We start from the raw sequence: 20,166 nt of genomic DNA on the forward strand, positions 1-20,166 counted from the left end.
TTTTGAAGTAGCGTCCTTGATACACTAGCCTAGCTTCTAATGGCTGGCAGTAGGGAGCTGAGGCTATGACCATAGCTAATGATGACCACGCAAGTTAGGTGCCAGCCTTGAGTGATATAGATAGATTGGCCCTATAGGACCCTGTCAAGACTACTTTTGATACTTTACGACGTCAAGCCTCTTTGAAGCCTAGCAAAAAAGCATGGGCTAGAGCGAGCTCACAATTCTGCTTTCTACTGTGCAACAATGACTAAAGCTTTTAGGATTTTAGAAAACATTAGTCAGCGCTTTTAAGCTCTAGGCTAAAAGCTTAAGCCTGACATGTCAAAGAAAGCTATTGTTCCTTAGAGTATTTTAGAAAGGTATTATCGTAAACAGGGGCTGCTTCAGTCTAAAGCTAGGTTACTGCTTAGCTTTTTCAATGTATTTTTGATATGATAGTATGAGATATTATTAGGAGGAATCATGAAACGCTCATTTTTCAAGTCCTTATCGGTGACCCAGCGGCTAACCTTTAGCTTTGCGATTGTCATTTTGATAGGCAGTCTCTTGTTATCCATGCCTTTTACCCACTACAGCAATGGTCCTAATACGGTTTACCTTGATCATTTTTTCAACGTGGTGTCAATGGTCTGTGTAACTGGACTTTCTGTCGTTCCTGTTGCAGATGTCTACAATGGCATTGGTCAGACAATTGCCATGATGCTCATGCAAATTGGCGGACTTGGATTGGTCACTCTGATTGCGGTCAGCACCTTTGCACTCAAGCGCAAAATGCGTTTAAGTGATCAAACCTTGCTCCAATCCGCCCTCAATCGTGGTGACAGTAAGGACTTAAAAAAATACCTCTTTTTTGCCTATAAGGTCACCTTCTCACTGGAGGCCTTTGCTGCCTTGGTTATCATGACTGACTTTATCCCTCGCTTCGGCTGGAAAAATGGTATCTTTAACAGTATCTTTCTGGCTGTCTCTGCCTTTTGTAATGCAGGCTTTGATAATCTAGGATCATCTAGCTTAAAGGACTTTGTGTTAAACCCTACCATCAATGCTATTATCACCTTCTTAATTATTTCTGGCGGACTTGGCTTTGCTGTTTGGGTGGATTTAGGCACTGCCTTTAAAAAATACTTCTTTGAAAGGCCTCACTGCTATGGCATCACCTTTAAAAAGTTTTCTAATCAGTCACGCTTAGTGCTGCAAACAACCCTAGTTATCCTTGTTTTAGGCACCTTTTTATCATGGTTTTTGGAAAAGGACAATCTCAATACTATTGCCAGATACAATCTACCGCAGCAGCTGATGGTGTCCTTTTTCCAAACGGTAACCATGAGAACTGCAGGCTTTGCGACTATTTCTTATAATGATACCTTGGCTCCTACCAATATTCTTTATATGATTCAGATGGTCATCGGTGGAGCTCCAGGTGGTACTGCCGGAGGAATCAAAATCACAACTGCTGCCATCACCTTTTTATTGTTTAAGGCAGAGCTTTCCGGTCAATCTGAGGTAACCTTTCGTAACCGTATCATCGCCAACAAGACCATTAAGCAAACCATGACTGTTTTGATTTTCTTTTTTGCAGTCTTGATGATTGGCTACATTCTACTGCTAAGCGTGGAGCCAGATATTGCTCCTATTCCGCTTTTATTTGAATCCATTTCAGCTATTGCAACGGTTGGGGTCTCAATGGACATCACACCACATTTATCAAGTGCAGGACGATTAATCATTATTGTGCTGATGTTTGTTGGTCGTGTCGGACCGATTACTGTTTTGATTAGTCTAATTCAACGTAAAGAAAAAACCATTCAATATGCCACTACTGATATTTTAGTGGGTTAAGGAGAAATCATGTTAAAACGAAAAACTGTTGGTGTTCTTGGTCTAGGGATTTTTGGCCGCACCGTTGCCAGAGAATTAAGCAATTACGACCAAGATGTCATTGCCATTGATATTAGAGAAAGCCACGTGAAAGAAATTGCTGATTTGGCTACCAAGGCAGCTGTTGGAGATATTACTGATAAGGATTTTTTAATCGCAGTAGGGGTTGAGCAATGTGACACAGTTGTCATCGCATCAGGAAACAACCTAGAGTCCTCTGTGCTAGCTGTCATGCACTGTAAAAAATTAGGGGTCCCAACCATTATTGCAAAGGCTAAAAACAAAATTTTTGAAGAGGTTTTATATGGCATTGGAGCAACCAAGGTTATCACTCCTGAAAGAGACTCTGGAAAGCGAGTGGCCTCAAATCTCTTACGCCATCACATTGAGAGCATTATCTACCTAGAGCATGGGATTTCCATGATCGAATTCACCATTCCTAAGAGCTGGGAGGGCAAATCGCTCTCAGAGCTTGATGTTCGTCGAAAATACGAGCTTAATATTATTGGCATGCGTCAAAAAGAGGTCAAAACCCTAGACACCAATGTTCAGCCCTTTGAACCACTTGAGGCTGACACCATTATTGTTGCTATCGCTAACGATCATACCTTTGAAAAGTTTGACTACCTAGGCTACCTCAAATAACATAACGGGTCTGGGACAAAAGCCTGACCTAAAATAAACGAACAAGTCTAGTTTTCAGAGATTCCGAAAACTAGACTTGTTCGCTTTTTTAATGCATGAGACTAGGTCATAAAGTATATTAGGTTAAGACTTTCTAAAGTGCAGCTCTTTTTGTCCCAGCCTCTTTTTTACTAATAAACTGTATTAACAGAGCTATTAAGGCTAGGCCTTCTTTTGCTTCCAGAAGGCCTTTTCAGCAATGGCTGTAAAGAGGACATCAGTTGATGAGTTGAGGGCTGTTTCACAAGAATCCTGAATCACACCAACAATAAAGCCAACTCCAACAACCTGCATAGCCAAATCACTTGAGATCCCAAAAAGACTACACGCCACCGGGATAAGAAGGAGAGAGCCTCCCGTAACACCTGAAGCACCACAGGCTGAGATAGCCGCAACCACACTCAAAAGCAGGGCAGTCAGAAAATCAATCTGAATACCAAAGGTATTGACAGCAGCAAGTGTCAAAACATTGATCGTGATGGCTGCTCCTCCCATATTAATCATTGCACCTAGGGGAATAGATACTAAATAGGTCGCCTGACTTAGTCCCAAGTCCTCACATAGTTGCAAATTGACTGGAATGTTTGCTGCCGAGCTCCTTGTGAAAAAAGCTGTAAGGCCAGAATCCTTTAGACACCTAAAAACAAGAGGATAAGGATTTTGATGGGTAAGGGCAAAGGCAAGCAAAGGGTTAACCACTAGCGCTACAAAGAGCATAGTCCCTACCAAGACCAGAATTAAAAGAGCATAATCAGACAAAATGCTAATGCCATTTTCAGAAACAGTTGAAAAGACCAAGCCCATAATACCAATCGGAGCTAAATTGATAATCCAAACAACAATTTGAGACGTCACGTCTGCAGCTGTTTTGATCAAATGCTTAATATCTGAAGGAACAGACTTGAGGGCTAAGCCAAAGATTAGCGCCCAAGCTAAGACGCCGATATAATTGGCAGTAGCCAAAGCATTAATAGGGTTATCCACTAGTTTTAATAAAAGCGTCTGAAAGACCTGAACAATACCTTGTGGTGGTGAAAGCTCAGTATTAACCGGAGTATTTAAGGTTAAGGTTAGAGGAAATAGGTAATTAGCAATAACAGCAACCAAGGCCGCCAGAAAGGTTCCAAGCAAATAAAGCACAATAATCAAGGTCATATTGGTTTGCTGACCTGACCTTTGGTGAGAAATAGCCTGTGCCACCAAGGCAAAAACCAAGAGAGGAGCTATCGCCTTTAAAGCCCCAACAAAAAGCTGCCCCAAAATGCCAATCGCTGTTACATCAGGCAATAAAATCCCCAAAAGAAGCCCTATAACAACCCCGATACCTATTTTTTTAATCAGGTTGGTCCTGACCCATAAGTCACGAATTCTTTTCATTTTGTTTATCCTCGCTCAAGTTAGATGTTTTTTATCATAATATAATTTTAGTTATTCGTCAAATCAGGCAAGGATGTTGTACAACGCTGCAGCCCCACTATCACAAGCTAGCTGACAGATTCTTTCATCAATAAAACAGCAAAGCTATTATCAAGACTCCCCAAGCCTTGGACCACTCTTTCTAGCAAGGCTTGATTAGAGATTCAGCAGGTGAGCAAGTCCTCTCAAAAGCTGTAAAATAAAGGCTAAGCTGCTTTATCCAGATACCCCTCAGCGCTTTTTTAGGTCTCAGCTTGATCTATCGTCTGATAATTGTTGACGACTTTCAGAAACTTAGGTATAATAGCAACTGTTATTATTTTCAAGAGTTTTCAATTAAATTATTGGAATCTTCAAATTTATATCAAAAGAAAGACTTATTAAGGCAATGAAAGAAAAAAATGTCTATATCGTTATTGGCTTTATGCTGTTTGCGCTCTTTTTTGGTGCAGCAAATCTCATTTATCCGGCCTTTCTTGGCATCTATTCAGGACAAAATATCCCTTGGTCTATTATTGGCTTTTGCTTGACTGGTGTATCTTTACCCTTGCTTGGTGTCATTGCTGTTGCAAGATCGGGCTCTGATGATGTTGAAAGCTTAGCTCGGCCGATTTCAAAATGGTATGCTATCCTTTACTCATCAATCCTGTATTTGTCCATTGGTCCTTTCTTTGCTATTCCTAGAACAGGCGCTACCTCCTTCTCTGTTGGGATTGCCCCGATATTAGGAGATAGCGTCATCAATAAAGCCATCTATGCTGTGCTATTTTTTGGCTTATCTTACTTCTTGGCTATCAGACCAAACAAGCTAGCCGAAAGCATTGGTAAATTTCTGACACCGACATTGCTGGTTGTGATTACTATTTTAATCATCGCTTCTTTTGTTCACCCAGCTGGAGGTTATGGCGAGGCCTTTAATGCTGGAGCCGGTATCAACAATGCCTTTAAGGACGTTCCCTTCATTGCAGGTCTTATTCAAGGTTATGGTACTATGGATGCTCTAGCCTCCTTGGTTTTTGCCATATTAGTCATTGAAGCAACAAAGCAATTTGGCGCTAAAACCGATCAGGAAATCACTAAAATCACCCTTATCTCTGGGGCCATTGCCATTTTGCTGCTAGCCTTTGTTTATATTTTTGTGGGACGGATCGGTGCGACCTCACAATCTCTTTTTCCTTTTGTTGATGGGCATTTCACCCTAAACAATAGTGCTGTCAATGGGGGACAAATTTTAAGCCACGCCTCACGATTTTACCTAGGCAGTATTGGGCAAGCCTTTCTTGCGATTGTCATTTTCTTAGCCTGCCTGACCACCTCAACTGGGCTTATCACTTCAAGCGCAGAGTATTTCCACAAGCTAGCGCCAAGGGTATCACATGTTGCTTGGGCAACTCTATTTACCCTTGTATCTGCCTTTTTCTACTTCGGTGGCTTGTCAGTTATTATCAATTGGTCATCTCCTGTTTTGTACCTCTTGTATCCACTGACTGTCGATTTGATTGTCCTTGTTCTGATCCAAAAATCCTTTGGCAATGCTCCTCTTGTCTACAGAACGACGATTGGGCTTACCATCATTCCAGCACTGTACGACGCTCTAGCTACCCTATCGCAGCTAACCAAGCTCTTTACCTTGCCTGATGGTCTTTCCTATTTCTTTGAAAAGTTGGTGCCACTCGGCCAATTTTCAATGGGCTGGATTAGCTTTTCCATCTTAGGTTTTGTCTTAGGTCTTATTATCAGCAAGGCAAAAGCACCTCACCTTACAGCATCAGGACATTAAAAAACTGCTTGGAGCTAATAAAGCTCTGAGCAGTTTTGTTATTTGTGACTAAAATGCCTTGTCAGGCTGTCTCCGATAAATTGAATCGCAAAGATCAGCAAGAGAATAATAAGGGTGGCAACCCACGTCACATCATTGTTAAAACGGTTATAGCCATAGGAAATCGCGACATTACCAAGCCCTCCAGCACCAATAGCTCCTGCCATCGCTGTCTCACCAACCAAGGAAATCAAGGTCACTGTTGACACACGAATCAGGTCTGGTAAGCCCTCACTCAGATAAACCCTGACAATATCCCAGAAGGTAGCTCCTGAAGCCTGTGCAGCCTCAATCACACCTCTATCAAGCTCTGAAAAAACAACCTGGACCTGACGCGCAAAAAAGGGAAAGGTAGCAAAGGTCAAAGGCACCAGAGCTGCTGTTGCCCCCAGGGTTGTTCCCATAATCAGGTAAGTAAAGCTTGCTAAAATAGCAATCAATATGACAAAGGGAATAGCCCGAAAAATCGACGTGAGCTTATCTAGAAGCCAACAAACCAGTCGATTTTCAATCACCCCATCTGGCCCCATCAGTACCAGCAAAAGACCAATAAATAAACCAATAGCTCCACCTACAATAAATGGAACGATCGTCATGTACAAGGTATTCCAAATGGCTACTCCCCAGCCAGCATCACCAGACCAGCCAAGCTCATAAACATTTGGCAAATAAGCCTGAAACAATTCTAACATTTAAGCCCCTCTCTTTAAAATAGTGACATCGACGCCAGCCTCATGCAAGACTTTTTCTGCCGCCTCAATACTTGCTGCTGCACCTTCAAAAACAACAATCATCTCACCAACTGGTACCTGATCTAGGATTTCAATATTCCCATAAAGAATATTAGCGGTCACCTCAAACTGGCGATAAATCTGGTTAAGTAAAGGCTCGTCAGTCGATGTCCCTGCATACTTGAGCTGAGCTAAAATAGCATTAGCTGGTAGCTCCTTGACAATATCCTGCTGGTTAATTTTCTCAAGTGCCTCATCAATACCAGTCGCTGTCTTGATAAACTCCTGCGTCAAAGGCTCTCTTGGATTTGAGAAGATATCCAAAACACTGCCTTCTTCAATTAAGGTTCCCTGCTGCATAACAGCCACACGATGACAAATATCCTTGACAATCTGCATTTCATGCGTAATCATGACAATCGTTAAGCCTAGCCTGCGGTTTAATTCCTGCAAAAGAGCTAGAATCTGCTTAGTCGTTTTGGGATCTAGCGCTGAGGTCGCCTCGTCAGAAATCAATATTTTAGGATCATTGGCAAGGGCACGCGCAATAGCAACCCTCTGCTTTTGACCACCAGACAGCTGTGCTGGATAATTGTCTGCACGCTCAGATAAGCCAACTAGCTCTAATAACTCAGCTACCTTTTTTTCTCTTTCAGCCTTAGACAATCGAGAATGGCGCAGAGCAAAGGCAACATTTTCCCGAGCTGTTTTTTGCGCCATCAGATTGAAATGCTGAAAAATCATGCCAATATCACGACGCTTCTCACGTAGGCTATTAGCAGACAGCTGAACCTTCCCTTGATCAAAGGTCAGCTCCCCATCAATTGTAATGCTTCCCTTTGTTGGCTGCTGCAGCAGGTTAATCACACGCACTAGGGTTGATTTACCGGCACCAGAATAGCCAACAATGCCATAAATATCTCCTTGATTGATATGAAGCGTTACATCCTTAACGGCTTCAATCACACGTTTTTTTTGGTGAAAGGTAATATCAATATGATCTAATTGAATCATTGGTTCACTCATAAGATGTTATTAACTCCTCTATTAATGCAATATGCCGACAATAATCTACAATAGCAATGTTTTCATCACCTGCATGATCACAACTATTAGAATGCCCTAAGCCAAAAGCGGCAATCGGAACCTGCAGGGCTTCAAAAACAGTATGCATAGGGCCTGTTCCTGCTGATGTCGGCAAAAGAGATAGCCCCTTAGGGTAAAAAGGCTGAGCTGCTGCAATCAGCTGACTAATAGCAGACGATGAAAGATCACTCCGATAGCTCATCTCACCCAAAGTATAGGTCAGCTTGATCTGGTCAAAGCCCTTATTGAGCAAATAAGACCTAATCTGATCAAAGACATACTCAGGCTCTAAGCCAGGAACCAAACGAACCTCCAGTTTAGCAGTAGCCTGTGAAGGAATGATCGTCTTAACCCCCTGTCCTTGATAGCCAGTCCACAGCCCTTGAATGTTAATGGAGGGCTGAAAGTAATAAGCTGCTAACAATTGACGACGCTCTGATTGTAACATAGGAAGCTCCAGTCCGTAAAGCTTTTTTAGAGCTTGGGCATTTTCAATCGCATAGGTCTCAACTAAATCTAGCTCTCGCTCAGTTGGCTGAACGACTTTTTGATAAATACCAGGCACCAGCAATTCCCCACGATGATTCCGCAAGCTTGATAGGGCCTGAAGCAAATACCAGGCAGCTGACTCAATAACACCACCATATTTAGAATGAATATCACAACGAGCACTATCTACTGACATCTCAAAGGTCAAAATCCCCTTATTACCACCGGTTATTTCAAGCTGATCATGTTCATTACGAATACCCTGCTCCCAAATCAGCAGCTCAGCCCCCACTAACTGATCCTTATATAGCGCCAGATACCGATCCAAATCCACTGAGGCTGACTCCTCAGCTCCCTCTATCATAAAGACAATATTAAGCGGAAGGTCTGCATGCTCCTTTAGGTATCTCACAACAGCAGTCAATCTAGCAATGATATGCCCCTTGTCATCGTCAACGCCGCGCGCAAACAAATAGCCATCACGCGCTGTCAAGGTAAAAGGGTCACTCGTCCACTTTTGATCACTATCTGCTGGCACTGTATCGTAATGATTGTAAAATATCAGCGTCTTAGCAGCTGGCCTAGAGCTATTAAAGCGTGCTAGGACAAAGGGGGCTGCATAAGTCTTATCAACAATAACCTCAGCACCGGCCTGAGCAAACAGCTCCTTTAGATAGTCTGCTGTCTCTTCTAAGCCGACAGCCTGAGCAAAAATAGACCTACTAGCAATCAAGTGCCCCAACGACACAAGATAATCCTGTGTGAGCTGATCCTCCCAAATCCTTTTTAGAAGCTGCTGATTCTCCATAGCTGTCATCTATTTTCCTCCTAATATAAGAAAGGGCGTGCTTCACACGCCACTTATCCTCCTGTTGCTACTGTTAGCTAGCCTTTACCATACAGGGACATCAACACCGTTTGAGGTTTTGTCCACAATTTTTTTCACATCATCAGTATGGTAGGCCTTGATTAATTTTTTAATCGCATCTGCCTTAGCAGACTTTTCCCAATCCTTTTGCGCGGCAATGATATTAATCCATTGCTTGGCATTCTCATCAGCCTTTTCCTTAAAAAGAGATGTTTTAAAATCAATTTTCGCAGGAATGGCATAGCTGTTATTAACAATAGCAGCATCAGCTGACGTCAAGGCACGCGCTGTCTGACTCGCATCTAATTCTTTAATATCTAGCTTTTTCTTATTTTCTGTAATATTTGCAATGGTTGCCAGCTTATCGCCTGACACATTGAGCTTTATCAAGCCTGCTGCTTGAAGCACATACAGGGCACGACTTTCATTTGTCGCATCGTTTGGTACTGCGATTTGAGCCCCATCTGGAAGCTCATCTATCGACTGGTATTTAGGCTTACCGTCTTGACTGGTCCCTGAAAAGAGATGGATCGGGCTGATATAGGTTTCAGCAATAGCCTTCAAGTCTGCCTTGTTTTCCTTGTTCCAATTATCCAAAAAGTTATAATGCTGGAATGAATTGACATCAACCTCACCATTAGCAACTGCCTTGTTGGGCTGAGAATAATCTGTGAACTCTTTATACTTTAGAGTGATCTTATCCTTTTTCAGCAGCTCTTCAATCTTATCCCATCTGGCTTGATCAGATGCTGTTTTAGTCATTACCCCAATGGTCAAGGTATTTTTGTCGTCCTGCTTACCAGAGCAGGCTACTAGAGCTATTGAAGCAAGAGCAAGGCTAACAAAGCTGACAGCTTTTTTAATAGTCATATTTGATTCCTCATTTTCATTTTTTCAATGAGTTTATTTTATACGAAATGACTCTCGCATTCAAATTGGTAAATTTTAGGATAAGGTATAGTCATTAGCTATAATCTCTAGTCAAAACACCAAACCTAAACCAACTGACAGACTAGCCAAGCAAGCATTAATTAAGTCAAGACTCTTACTACAGACCTTTTACCTCAAAACCACCATCGAAATAAGGCAACAGGTCTTAATAGCTGCTGCCCTAGACACTAGGTCACTTGAAAAGCCTTGGTAGGCCATAAAGGCATTTAAAAAGGCTTAAAAGCAAGCCTTCTAACAGCTTGGTTTTAAGCCAAATAGTCGCTTATATCGTTGTTGGTCTTTACAGCCAATTTAGGATTTTGCTGTAGGAAGCTTCAAATCCTGCTTAGCTGGAACATAATCGCCACCTAGATACTTTTTAGCAATTTTACTGAGTGTGCCATCAGCTGTCAGCTCCTCTAAGCGCTTATTGACAAAGGCCTGTAGCTCCTCTTGATCTTGACTAAAAATAAAGTAGATAAAGGGTTGCTCACTTGTCGCCAGCTCAATTGTTTTCAAGTGCTCTAAGCCTTGATTATCAATAATAGCATTAACCGTTGGAGCATCAAAAATCTTAAAATCAGCCTTGCCCTCATTCAGATTAGTTAGCATTTGAGTGATGGTTTCGTTGGTAAACTTTAGCTCAACAGGATTATCAGCATGCTCTTCGTTGAAGGCCTTTAGCTGAGCAGCAGTCGTTGTTCCCTGCACCACCTGTGTTGAATGACCCTTAATATCATCATAAGACTTGATATCACTATCCTTTGGCACAACTAGCACTGACGGGGTTGCACCAATTGGATAAGAAAACAAATATTTGGCTGAGCGTTCCTTAGTGTATGAAATATTGTTGCCACCCATTTGATATTTTCCAGAGTCTAAGCCTGTAAAAATAGATGACCATTCTGTTTTCTTAAATTGAAGCTTGTACTTCTCAGAATCTTTAAACACAGCCTTAGCCACTTCGATGTCATAGCCTGTCAATTGTCCTTCCTTTTCAAATGAGAAGGGGGCAGTTGTTCCAACTGTCGCAAAGATAACCTCTTTTGGTGTGTCCTTTGTGCTCGAAGCTGATTTTTCCTTTGTGCCACATGCCGCTAGCATACCCACAGACAGTACGGCCAAGCCAGCTAAACCTAAATAACGTTTTATTGTCATTGTCCTCTACTCCTTTATGATTCATAAGATTAGTTTATCATTTTTTATCATAAGATACTAATGATTGAACTCTGCTAAAGCAACACCATGTGACAATCAGCTACTACGTCAGCTGTTACCATAAAAGACAGATAGTCATACTCAGCCTCTACAGAGCTCGATTATAGGAAAATGAACAGAGCCGAGAAATCTCGGCTCTGTTTACATGATAGTCTTAGGGCTTAGACATCAGCTACATTATGATAGACCTTTTGCACATCATCATCTGCTTCAAGGGCATCAACCAGCTTTTCAAAAACAGCAAGGTCATCCCCCTCAAGAGTTACCTCAGACTGAGGAATCATCTCAAGCTCAGTCACCTGAAACTCTGATATACCTGATTCACGAAGAGCAAGAATAGCCTTATGCAGATCTGTTGGTGCTGTATAAACAGTAATTGATCCGTCTTCTGCCTCTACATCATCAACATCAACATCAGCCTCTAGGAGCAGCTCAAAAATACTGTCTGCGTCATCGCCCTTAAAAACGATAACCCCCTTTTTATCAAATAAGTAAGAAACTGATCCAGCCGCTCCCATATTACCGCCATTTTTACCATAGGCAGCACGAACATTGGCAGCTGTACGGTTCACATTTGACGTCAAGGTGTCTACGATAATCATTGACCCACTTGGTCCAAAGCCCTCATAGCGTCCCTCAACAAAGGTCTCATCAGTATTACCCTTTGCCTTATCAATGGCTTTATCAATAACATGCTTTGGCACCTGTGCCTGCTTTGCCCGATCAATGACAAACTTGAGGGCTGTATTCAACTCAGGATCAGGCTCTCCTTGCTTAGCAGCCACATAGATTTCAACACCAAACTTAGCATAAACCTTTGATATTGCACCGTCTTTAGCAGTTTTTTTTGCAACAATATTTGCCCATTTACGTCCCATTGGATTCTCCTCTAAAATACAATTTTGATTAAGCTCTTTTTAGAATAAGCAGAGTTAAATTAGCTTTAACTCTATCATTATAGCACTTTCAAAAGGGTTCGTAAATTAGGAATAGCAGCCAGTGATATGCACTTAGCAGCTTATTGCTGACAATAATAGCTAATAGCTCGGCTGACAAAGGCTGCCGTTCCTGCACCACCCATATGATCAATAGCCGCTCTAAAGCGGTCATCCTCAAGATACATACAACCAAGAGCTGATAAGATCTCAGTTGAGCAATCGTAAAAGTGTTGACTAATGTAATCCTGCAGAGCCTTTACCTGCTGCTGTACTGCTAGCTCTGCTACAGGCTGATCCAGCATACGACCAAAGATTGAAAAGATCTCCCCCATATCCTTGATAAGCTGCTCTGCGCTAGGCTGATTGACTTTGGCCTCATAAGCCATATAGGCCTCTGTCTCTCCCCAACGCTCCTTAGCCTCTAGTTGAAAGGCTTCTAGCTGTGACTTACTATAAATGTCAAAGGTCATGGTTTCTCCTCCTTTTTGTAAAGTCCTAGCATGAGCAATAACCTTTTCTAAATGAGCCTTGCGTAGCTCTAGCATCTTAATCTGAGCAGCAAGGGCTGCTTGTTGGTCATAGCTAGGACTGTCCAGCAATTGTTTAATCGTTTTTAGAGGAAATGCCAGCTCACGAAAAAGTAAGATGTCCTGCAGGCGTCTCAAGGCAGCAGCGTCATAAAAGCGATAACCATTTTCTCCCACCATTGTAGGAGGCAGCAGGCCTATCTCATCATAATAATGCAAGGTGCGTACACTAAGCCCTGTCAATTGACTAACCTCTTTTACGGTTTTCATGGTATTCCTCCTTAGTGAGGTCAGAAGAGCTCCAACTAGTATGGCTATTTCCACCTCAACAACAAGTATAGACTATCACGTAGGGAGAGAGTCAAGAATAAACTTAACTTTTTTGATCTTAAATGATAAGCTTCCATGAGCTGACAGTTCTTGCTAACTATCTTCTTATCAGCAATGAAAAACAGCTTAGCAAGCAAAGGCAGTCTATCTGACCTTTATACCAGCAAAGAGTCACCTGAACTACTCTAACAACACCTTTACCAACTGACTATAGTGCCTACCCGAACTTCTTAGAAGCTCTTGCTGGTCCTCTAAGCGTGTCATACAAAGACAGTGGTTTGCTTCTAGTAACGCTCAATTCATCGCCCCTGGCCTTATCGGCACGCGTCCCCAAGTCTGTTCTGGCATATCCATATGCCCCAGCTGATAAACAGTGTCAGCTCGTTGAGTCAACTGATCCCAAGGCTTAGCTCCAATACGACTGATTAGCGGCACAGAAGCTTTTATTGTTTTAAGATGAGCCTGACCTTTTTTTGAAAAGCCCAAAACATGAATGCCTTCCGGCAATGGGGCTTCCACAGCCTTAACCAAGATATAGGTCAACACACGCCTCACCCTTGCCTTGGTATAGTGCTTGGTTGCAACCGCCTCTACTAGCTCATCTACCGTCGCTACGCTCCGAATAGCAGCGCTGATTCTACTAGCTAGCTCATCATTAACTTGAAAAAACTGTGTTAAATCTGGAGCTGTCAGAATGTGATATTTTAACAAAGGAAAATAATGCTCCCAGGTCACCTGAGGAGCCCTCAAAATAAGAGCTGCATTGGGTGATGATTTTTCCACAAAGGCTCTGTCAGCGATATGCTTACGAATCGCTGTAGCTGATGACAAGCATTGATCCTTGGCTTCTGAATGAAAGCCTGCCCCCAGACGCTTAATCGGCTGCAATTGCAGCTTTTTCCCTGCACTGGCCTTGACATAAGATAGAGCTAAAAGATGGTTTGGCCTATCACCAGTAGGGCTAAGGCCTGCAAAGGCCTCCCACATGCTTTGTGTTTTTTGTGGATAAGACAGATGATCAGGTAAGGTGGCCAAATAAGCAGTCATGTGCTCTGCTTGCTCACTATATAGCCTAGACAGCTTCTGGTAATCAAGCAATTGCTCAGTCCCAAAGGCAAGAGTCTCAATCCCAAGTCTCATCAAGATATCCACAGCTCCCTGAGCAAAATAATCTGCAGATTGAACAGAAACCAGAAAAGGGAGCTCCACCACAAGGTCAGCTCCATTTTCCAATGCCATTTGCGTGCGTACCCACTTATCCACAAGTGCCGGCTCTCCTCGCTGCACAAAATTCCCCGACATCGCAACAATTTTTAGACCCTTTGCCTGTGATAGCAAGTACTGATGCCCATAATGAAAAGGGTTAAATTCAGCAATAATACCAGTGACAGTCATAACATTGTCCTACCTTTCGCATCTATTCCTATTATCATCAAGACCTGCCACAGACTCAATACAGAGCCACTAAACCACAAAACCGCTCGCTGACCTGTCTTAGCCACAGCTATTTTTGTGCAACAAAAAACCAGCGCTTACTTGTCTTTGTTGGCTCCTGATCCTCAAAATCTGCATAAACCTTGAAAGACTTAAAGCCAGCCTGCTCCAGCAAAATATCGTAGGTCAAGATATCATAGGTACGCTCCTCATGTACCTCATCAAAGCGTAAAAAATGGCCGTCCTCAGCCTGAATAAAAAAGGTCAGCTCATGCACCACTGAATGTGGAGCCTCAGCCTTGTAGGTATCCCAAACCATAGCAAATTCCTCAGCATTTTCATGGTAAGAATAACTAGGAAAAAGGTGATCCATCTGATAAATAGAATGAACATCAAACATAAAAATACCGCCATCATTCAAAACCTGATAGACCTCTTTAAAGACATCACCCACCTCAATCTCGTCCTGCATATAACAAATCGAATCCGAATAGCAGGTCACCACATCAAACGATCCAGCCTGTGACAGATCCAGCATATTGCCTTGCACAAAGGTAATGGCCTTCTTAGCTGATTGAGCTCGCTTTTTAGCAACCTCTAGCATTTCTTGACTAAGATCCAAGCCAGTAACCTCAAAGCCTGCCTGAGCAAATCGAACCGATTGAATACCAGTCCCACAGGCCAACTCTAGAAGCTGTTGCTGATCCCTGCTTTTAGGTAAATGACGAAGCGAAAACGCTGTCCACTTATCATAAAGCGAGTCGTCCATAATGGCATCATAAACTGATGCGAAGGTATCATAATTCTTTTGCATATTATTTGATACAGTCAGCACGTCTCACAGCAAGTACTACAAGAGCTTACCTCTTAGGCAATCCTGCCTCTAATGCCAACTTCCTTTCTGTTTCTTATTGTAAAAAACAGCCCAGAGCCGGCTGCTTTTTTATCCTAAATAGTGACTAAGCTCCAGAGCTGGAGCCTCATGCCAAAGCTTTTCAAGATTATAATGATAACGCTCATCTTCTGAGAAGATATGCACGACCACATCATTCAAATCCAGCAGCACCCAACCAGTCTGACTGTTTCCTTCAACATGACTAGCATCACCACCTGCTTCCTTAACCCTTTCACGAATATTGTCAGCAATCGCCTCCAACTGACGACTATTGGTTGCCGTTACAATAACAAAATAGTCCGTTAGGCTTGTTAAGCCAGCCAGATCAAGAGCTAGCATATCCTCAGCACGCTTTTCATCAGCACCCTTAATCACAATTTCTAAAAGTTCTTCTTTTCTCATTTTATTCCTCATGTAAATAATGCACAAAGGCATTGTAAGTATCAATAGTTTGCGGAAAAATCGGCTGAGCCTTCGATGCCAAATAAGCAACTGTATGAGCTGTTTCGTAGGCAACTGCCTTATCTAGATCAAGCTCTGCTATTCTCCTAGCTTCGTCCACCAAAGGAAACACTCGACCTTCCTCAATATAATCTGCAACGTACAGAATTTTATCCAATATCGTCATCTCAGCAGCGCCAACAGTATGAATCTCAATTGCCCGCAAAATGCCTTTGTCTTTTAACCCCAAATCTTCCTGAAGCTTATAAATGCCAACCATACCATGCCAAATATTATTGTTCCATTTAAGAAGCTCAGGATCCAGCTGATATTTGTCAATTAAGCTTATAAAAAGCTCATCAGGACATTCCTTGGCATAGTCATGCAGTAGAGCTGCTAACCCAGCCTTAATCGGATCACAATGGTAACGCTCTGCCAAGTGAATAGCAGCCCTTTCCACGCCAAGAACATGCTTAAAGCGCTTATCGCTCATCTGCTCAGCAATTTTTCCTAACAGCTCATCACGTCTATAGCCAACATAATCTTGATACATCATTGATACAGGCCTTCTTTATGAATATAGTCTAAAACAGCCTTTGGTAATAAATGATTAGGCTGACGATCACTTTGGATAAAGTCACGAATCATGCTTGAGGAAATATCTAGCAAGGGGACATCTACCCAGATAACCGGATAAGAGGTACCAGCCTTGTATTTAGGCCTTTGCACGCCGACAAACTGCACCATATGGATCAACTCATCAATACGGTGCCACTTTGGCAAATAATCTACCATATCCGCACCAATAATGAAATAATAATCCACGTCAGGATTTTGCTCAATTAACAACTTCATCGTATCATAGGTATAGCTAACCCCTTGACGTGTAAGCTCAATCTCTTCAATCGCTAGACCTTCTGTCTCCTGAATAGCCAGCTCCAGCATACGAAGCCTATGTTTTTCATCAATTGTTTCTTTGTGGTCAACATGCGGAGGATTAAACTCAGGCATCAAAAGCACCTGATCAAGCCCCAATTGTTGACGAACCTGGTCAGCCACCACTAAATGAGCATTATGAACAGGATTAAAATTCCCTCCCAAGATACCAACCTGCTTGCGATTGCTATCTTTTTTTTCCATTTCTAATTCCACCCTCGTAAAAGGCGTCAAAAGTTCTAAAGCCATAACCTCTCCAAAATATCACCATTACTCATGTTGTCAGCACTGACACAGCAGACCTAAACGTCTTAGCCTAGCAAAAGCTCTCGCTAGATCGATTTGACCTTAACTGATAGCTTGCGATTGTCTTTTTTAGCTGACACCTTAAACAAAATAAGGATCCGACCAATCTTTAAAACCGTATCACAGCCAATCTCCTCTTCTAAAATCTCTGCCACCTCATGAATTGTTTCATCAGTATTTTGCAACAGAGTAACCTTGATCAGCTCTCTAGCGTCCAAGGCTTGACGAATACTGGTTTTAATCTGATCATTCAAGCCATTTTTACCAATCTGAACAATCGGTTTAAGACTATGGGCCTCAGCCTTTAAAAAGGCTCTTTGTTTACTTGTAAGCATTTTTATTCCACTTTTCTTTTTATTTATTAAATAATCGCCTTGCGAACGACTACTGCAACACCATCAGGAGCCCAAGCCGCCACCTTAGTTGCAGTTTCCTTATTAGCATTAACACGAATCCAACCAAGACCAGAAAAAACAACGTCCACTTTTTGATCCAGCAGAAATTCATGACGAACCAACCGAGGAAAATCATCAAGCTCCTTTTTATCAGGAGGAGTCAGCAGTTGCCCTGCCTGCTTGTCATAAAAAGCATCTGCACCCTCTAATTTTGTCCGATGGAGGAGCAATTGATTATCAAAATAAGCTGTAAAGCCTTGTCTTTCACCGCTAATAAAATCAAATCGCGCCAAGCCACCTAAAAAAAGCGTTTGCTCCGGATTTAATTGGTAGGTTTTAGGCTTAATTTCCTTTTTAGGACTGATAAACTTCAAATTCTTAGCTGACAAATAATGAGCCATCTGGTGACGATGGATAATACCAGGAGTATCAAAGATAAAGCTACCATCATCTAAAGGAATTTCGATTTTATCAAGAGTGGTTCCAGGAAAGCGTGACGTTGTAATCACATCCTTATCCCCAGTAATTTCCTGAATAATGGCATTAATCAAGGTCGACTTTCCAACATTAGTCACCCCAACAACATAGACATCTCGCCCTTGGCGCAATTGATCGATCCGTTCAATCAGCTCTTTAATAGCATATTTATTCTGCGCACTCGTCAGCAGGACATCAAGAGGTCTCAAGCCCTCTTCATGAGCTCTTTCTGTCAACCACTGTGTCACCTTGCTGTCCTTAACAGACTTCGGAAGAATATCCTTTTTATTTCCAACCAATAATACATCATTTCCAGCAACAAAGCGTGATAGGCCAGGAATAACCGAGCCATTAAAATCAAAAATGTCAACCACATTAACAACCAAGGCATCACTATCTCCCACCTCATGGAGCAGCTTCAAAAACTCATCATCAGTGATGTGAACATCTGTAATGTCGTTGTAGTGACGTAATCTAAAGCAGCGCTGACAGTAAACCTCCCTAGCTTCAATTCCCTTTGCCAAAGCAGCAGCAGGTGTAAAGCCAGCCTCTTGCTTTCTTGTCGTTTGGATCTGAATACCACAGCCGATACAAAATAATTCTTCCATTAAATCCCTTTTTGATATACTAGCCTTCCATATTTTTCTTCTAATTTTGCCAAAACACGACGCTCACGCCATCTATTAACCTTAGTGTTCCAAGCATCTGATGTTACCAGAGGCTTTACTAAAACAGACTTAATTCCTGCCCGATGACTAGCCCTAATATCAGTCATTAGCTGATCTCCGACCATAACGACCTCATCACGATCAAAGCCATAACGATCAATAGCCTTATTAATACCATAGGCAAAAGGCTTCATGGCACGAGCAATAAAATCAACACCAAACCGCGAAACAGCGCGCTCCACACGTGAATATGTGTTATTTGACACAACCACCACACTAATATCTGCAATCGTCATCTCATCTAACCAAGCACGAACCTCCGGAGTTCCATCAGGATTATCCCAGGCGATTAAGGTATTATCTAAATCCACCAACACAGCCGTAATCCCTTGACGCAATAAATCATTTGCTCTTAAATCATAAACAGCCGCTACCGCATAGGTCGGCCTATAATCATCGACACTCATTTCATCTCCAAAATAATTAGTACTTTTTATTTTACCATATTTCACCAGAAATAGCATTCAAAATCAAATGAAAAAGAAGGGAAAGCAGGATTCTCCCTGCACAATAAGCCTTTTTAAGCACATTCCGGGAACTCCCCCTTATTTCTCACCAGTAAAGTCCTGAAAGTAAGGTCCTATCTTGCGAAGCAAGGCCCGTCTCCCCTCAAACCGCTCTCCCCTGATCAAAGCCCTAAACTGTAACAGCTCGCTCTCTGTCAATTGCTCCTCAACCTCCTTCACAATCAACTGATAAGCCACATAATCATCTACTCCCAAGCCACCTGCTGGTATCGCATGGCCTACCGCCCCAATCTCCTCATAAGCCATCTTATGAAACCGACGCTTCTGACTCTCCTGCTGCCGCAACACGTCCTTCAAATAAGAGGAAAACTTGGTCTTAAAATAACGGTACAGCTTCTCCTCATCTTCTATCAATTCTGGATAAGTAACCAACAACCGATACAAGATCAACCGTCCCTCCTGTAACCAATCATCTAGCTCCCACAGCTGAATATAATAATGCCGTCTTAGCTTCATAATAATAGGCTTGATCTTATCAAACAACCTCACTAAATCATCAGTCATTATACTTTCTCCTTTTCATGCTTAGTAGCCTTATTATAAGGAGACAAACAAAAAAACAACAGGACAGAAATGTCCTGTTGCCTTGCTATGCACCCTAGAGGAGTCGAACCTCTAACCGCCTGATTCGTAGTCAGGTACTCTATCCAGTTGAGCTAAGGGTGCTTTTCTTAACCACTGCTATCTTACCATACTATCTCCTAAAAAGCAAGGCTCTATACCATCTGGAATAGGTAAGACTACTCAGGGGGGCAGAGCCTTTGATTGTCCAAAACAATCCCGTAAGCCTTATCATGAAAAACAACCAAACACATCATCTTTAGTACCAAAAAAGAGAGCACCAACTTGGTCCCCTCGAAATGTTCGTTGTTAATCAACCCACTACAGTTGACATGGAGTCAAACTCCGCCAGTAGGACTCGAACCTACGACATCATGATTAACAGTCATGCGCTACTACCAACTGAGCTATGGCGGATCTAAGCTAAGCAACTTCCGTATCTCACAGGGGGCAACCCCCAACTACTTCAGGCGTTCTAGGGCTTAACTACTGTGTTCGGCATGGGTACAGGTGTATCTCCTAGGCTATCGTCACTTAACTTACGAGTCT

General features: G+C 42.3%; 20 protein-coding genes, 2 tRNA genes and 1 rRNA gene. 3 read left to right on the plus strand and 20 right to left on the minus strand.

Annotation, left to right across the window (positions count from 1 at the left end; translation table 11 throughout):
* The first annotated feature begins 465 nt into the window (after positions 1-465).
* Both ktrB and ktrA read left to right on the plus strand, forming a co-directional pair.
* Entirely contained in the window at positions 466-1,842 is a 1,377-nt protein-coding gene (gene ktrB, locus I2432_RS08595) for a potassium uptake transporter channel subunit KtrB (protein WP_111678527.1), read from the plus strand.
* Between the two features lie 9 nt (positions 1,843-1,851).
* Entirely contained in the window at positions 1,852-2,526 is a 675-nt protein-coding gene (gene ktrA / locus I2432_RS08600) for a potassium uptake transporter gating subunit KtrA (RefSeq protein ID WP_012516259.1), read from the plus strand.
* 201 nt (positions 2,527-2,727) lie between these two features.
* Here the strand turns inward: ktrA and sstT are convergent, their stop codons facing one another.
* On the minus strand, positions 2,728-3,942 hold the full coding sequence (sstT, locus tag I2432_RS08605; RefSeq protein ID WP_043030134.1) for a serine/threonine transporter SstT: 1,215 nt from the start codon (positions 3,940-3,942) through the stop codon (positions 2,728-2,730).
* Between the two features lie 427 nt (positions 3,943-4,369).
* On the opposite strand from sstT, the gene brnQ reads away from it, so the two are divergent.
* Positions 4,370-5,761, plus strand: coding sequence for a branched-chain amino acid transport system II carrier protein (gene brnQ, locus I2432_RS08610; RefSeq protein ID WP_111678529.1), 1,392 nt, complete (start codon positions 4,370-4,372; stop codon positions 5,759-5,761).
* A 38-nt stretch (positions 5,762-5,799) separates the two neighbouring features.
* Here brnQ and I2432_RS08615 read toward each other — a convergent pair whose 3' ends face one another.
* The 19 genes from I2432_RS08615 to rrf all read right to left on the minus strand — a co-directional run bounded on the left by I2432_RS08615 (position 5,800) and on the right by rrf (position 20,155).
* The gene (locus I2432_RS08615) at positions 5,800-6,492 is read right to left on the minus strand and encodes a methionine ABC transporter permease (RefSeq protein ID WP_012677405.1); all 693 of its coding nucleotides are present in this window, start codon (positions 6,490-6,492) and stop codon (positions 5,800-5,802) included.
* Positions 6,493-7,557 carry a methionine ABC transporter ATP-binding protein gene (locus tag I2432_RS08620; protein ID WP_111678531.1) on the minus strand — a complete coding sequence of 355 codons (1,065 nt, stop codon included), beginning with the start codon at positions 7,555-7,557 and terminating at the stop codon, positions 6,493-6,495.
* Positions 7,550-8,923: a M20/M25/M40 family metallo-hydrolase gene (locus tag I2432_RS08625; protein ID WP_111678533.1), complete on the minus strand. Its 1,374-nt coding sequence runs from the start codon at positions 8,921-8,923 to the stop codon at positions 7,550-7,552. Before I2432_RS08625 ends, I2432_RS08620 begins: the two co-directional genes overlap by 8 nt.
* A gap of 75 nt (positions 8,924-8,998) precedes the next feature.
* Entirely contained in the window at positions 8,999-9,844 is an 846-nt protein-coding gene (locus tag I2432_RS08630; protein WP_111678535.1) for a MetQ/NlpA family ABC transporter substrate-binding protein, read from the minus strand.
* 372 nt (positions 9,845-10,216) lie between these two features.
* Entirely contained in the window at positions 10,217-11,062 is an 846-nt protein-coding gene (locus I2432_RS08635) for an amino acid ABC transporter substrate-binding protein (RefSeq protein ID WP_111678537.1), read from the minus strand.
* A gap of 221 nt (positions 11,063-11,283) precedes the next feature.
* The gene (locus I2432_RS08640) at positions 11,284-12,000 is read right to left on the minus strand and encodes a YebC/PmpR family DNA-binding transcriptional regulator (protein WP_111678539.1); all 717 of its coding nucleotides are present in this window, start codon (positions 11,998-12,000) and stop codon (positions 11,284-11,286) included.
* A 140-nt stretch (positions 12,001-12,140) separates the two neighbouring features.
* Positions 12,141-12,857, minus strand: a complete 717-nt coding sequence (locus I2432_RS08645; RefSeq protein ID WP_043053402.1) for a MerR family transcriptional regulator — start codon at positions 12,855-12,857, stop codon at positions 12,141-12,143.
* 354 nt (positions 12,858-13,211) lie between these two features.
* A complete protein-coding gene (locus I2432_RS08650; RefSeq protein WP_206158733.1) occupies positions 13,212-14,312 on the minus strand; it encodes a nucleotidyltransferase in 1,101 nt (366 codons plus the stop codon).
* Positions 14,313-14,421: 109 nt separating this feature from the next.
* Complete coding sequence (locus I2432_RS08655) at positions 14,422-15,183, minus strand: class I SAM-dependent DNA methyltransferase (protein ID WP_304364313.1); 762 nt, start codon at positions 15,181-15,183, stop codon at positions 14,422-14,424.
* Between the two features lie 111 nt (positions 15,184-15,294).
* Positions 15,295-15,648 carry a ribosome silencing factor gene (rsfS, locus tag I2432_RS08660; RefSeq protein ID WP_012677397.1) on the minus strand — a complete coding sequence of 118 codons (354 nt, stop codon included), beginning with the start codon at positions 15,646-15,648 and terminating at the stop codon, positions 15,295-15,297.
* A gap of 1 nt (position 15,649) precedes the next feature.
* Positions 15,650-16,243, minus strand: a complete 594-nt coding sequence (gene yqeK, locus I2432_RS08665; protein ID WP_012677396.1) for a bis(5'-nucleosyl)-tetraphosphatase (symmetrical) YqeK — start codon at positions 16,241-16,243, stop codon at positions 15,650-15,652.
* Entirely contained in the window at positions 16,240-16,872 is a 633-nt protein-coding gene (locus I2432_RS08670) for a nicotinate-nucleotide adenylyltransferase (RefSeq protein WP_043026538.1), read from the minus strand. Before I2432_RS08670 ends, yqeK begins: the two co-directional genes overlap by 4 nt.
* 83 nt (positions 16,873-16,955) lie before the next feature.
* Positions 16,956-17,264, minus strand: coding sequence for a ribosome assembly RNA-binding protein YhbY (gene yhbY / locus I2432_RS08675; RefSeq protein WP_012516273.1), 309 nt, complete (start codon positions 17,262-17,264; stop codon positions 16,956-16,958).
* 26 nt (positions 17,265-17,290) lie between these two features.
* A complete protein-coding gene (gene yqeH, locus I2432_RS08680) occupies positions 17,291-18,409 on the minus strand; it encodes a ribosome biogenesis GTPase YqeH (protein ID WP_043053403.1) in 1,119 nt (372 codons plus the stop codon).
* Positions 18,409-18,936, minus strand: a complete 528-nt coding sequence (locus I2432_RS08685) for a YqeG family HAD IIIA-type phosphatase (protein WP_037579990.1) — start codon at positions 18,934-18,936, stop codon at positions 18,409-18,411. The genes yqeH and I2432_RS08685 overlap by 1 nt, the downstream gene beginning before the upstream one ends.
* A 138-nt stretch (positions 18,937-19,074) precedes the next feature.
* Positions 19,075-19,560 (minus strand): competence protein ComX, encoded by a 486-nt coding sequence (locus tag I2432_RS08690; protein WP_111678543.1) that lies wholly within the window; start codon positions 19,558-19,560, stop codon positions 19,075-19,077.
* A gap of 88 nt (positions 19,561-19,648) precedes the next feature.
* Positions 19,649-19,722, minus strand: a tRNA-Arg gene (locus tag I2432_RS08695).
* A 238-nt stretch (positions 19,723-19,960) separates the two neighbouring features.
* Positions 19,961-20,034: transfer RNA gene (locus I2432_RS08700), tRNA-Asn, on the minus strand.
* 5 nt (positions 20,035-20,039) lie between these two features.
* Positions 20,040-20,155: ribosomal RNA gene (gene rrf / locus I2432_RS08705) — 5S ribosomal RNA — on the minus strand.
* Positions 20,156-20,166: the final 11 nt, after the last annotated feature.

This window comes from Streptococcus equi subsp. zooepidemicus, assembly GCF_015689395.1.
Classification (GTDB): Bacteria; Bacillota; Bacilli; order Lactobacillales; family Streptococcaceae; genus Streptococcus; species Streptococcus equi.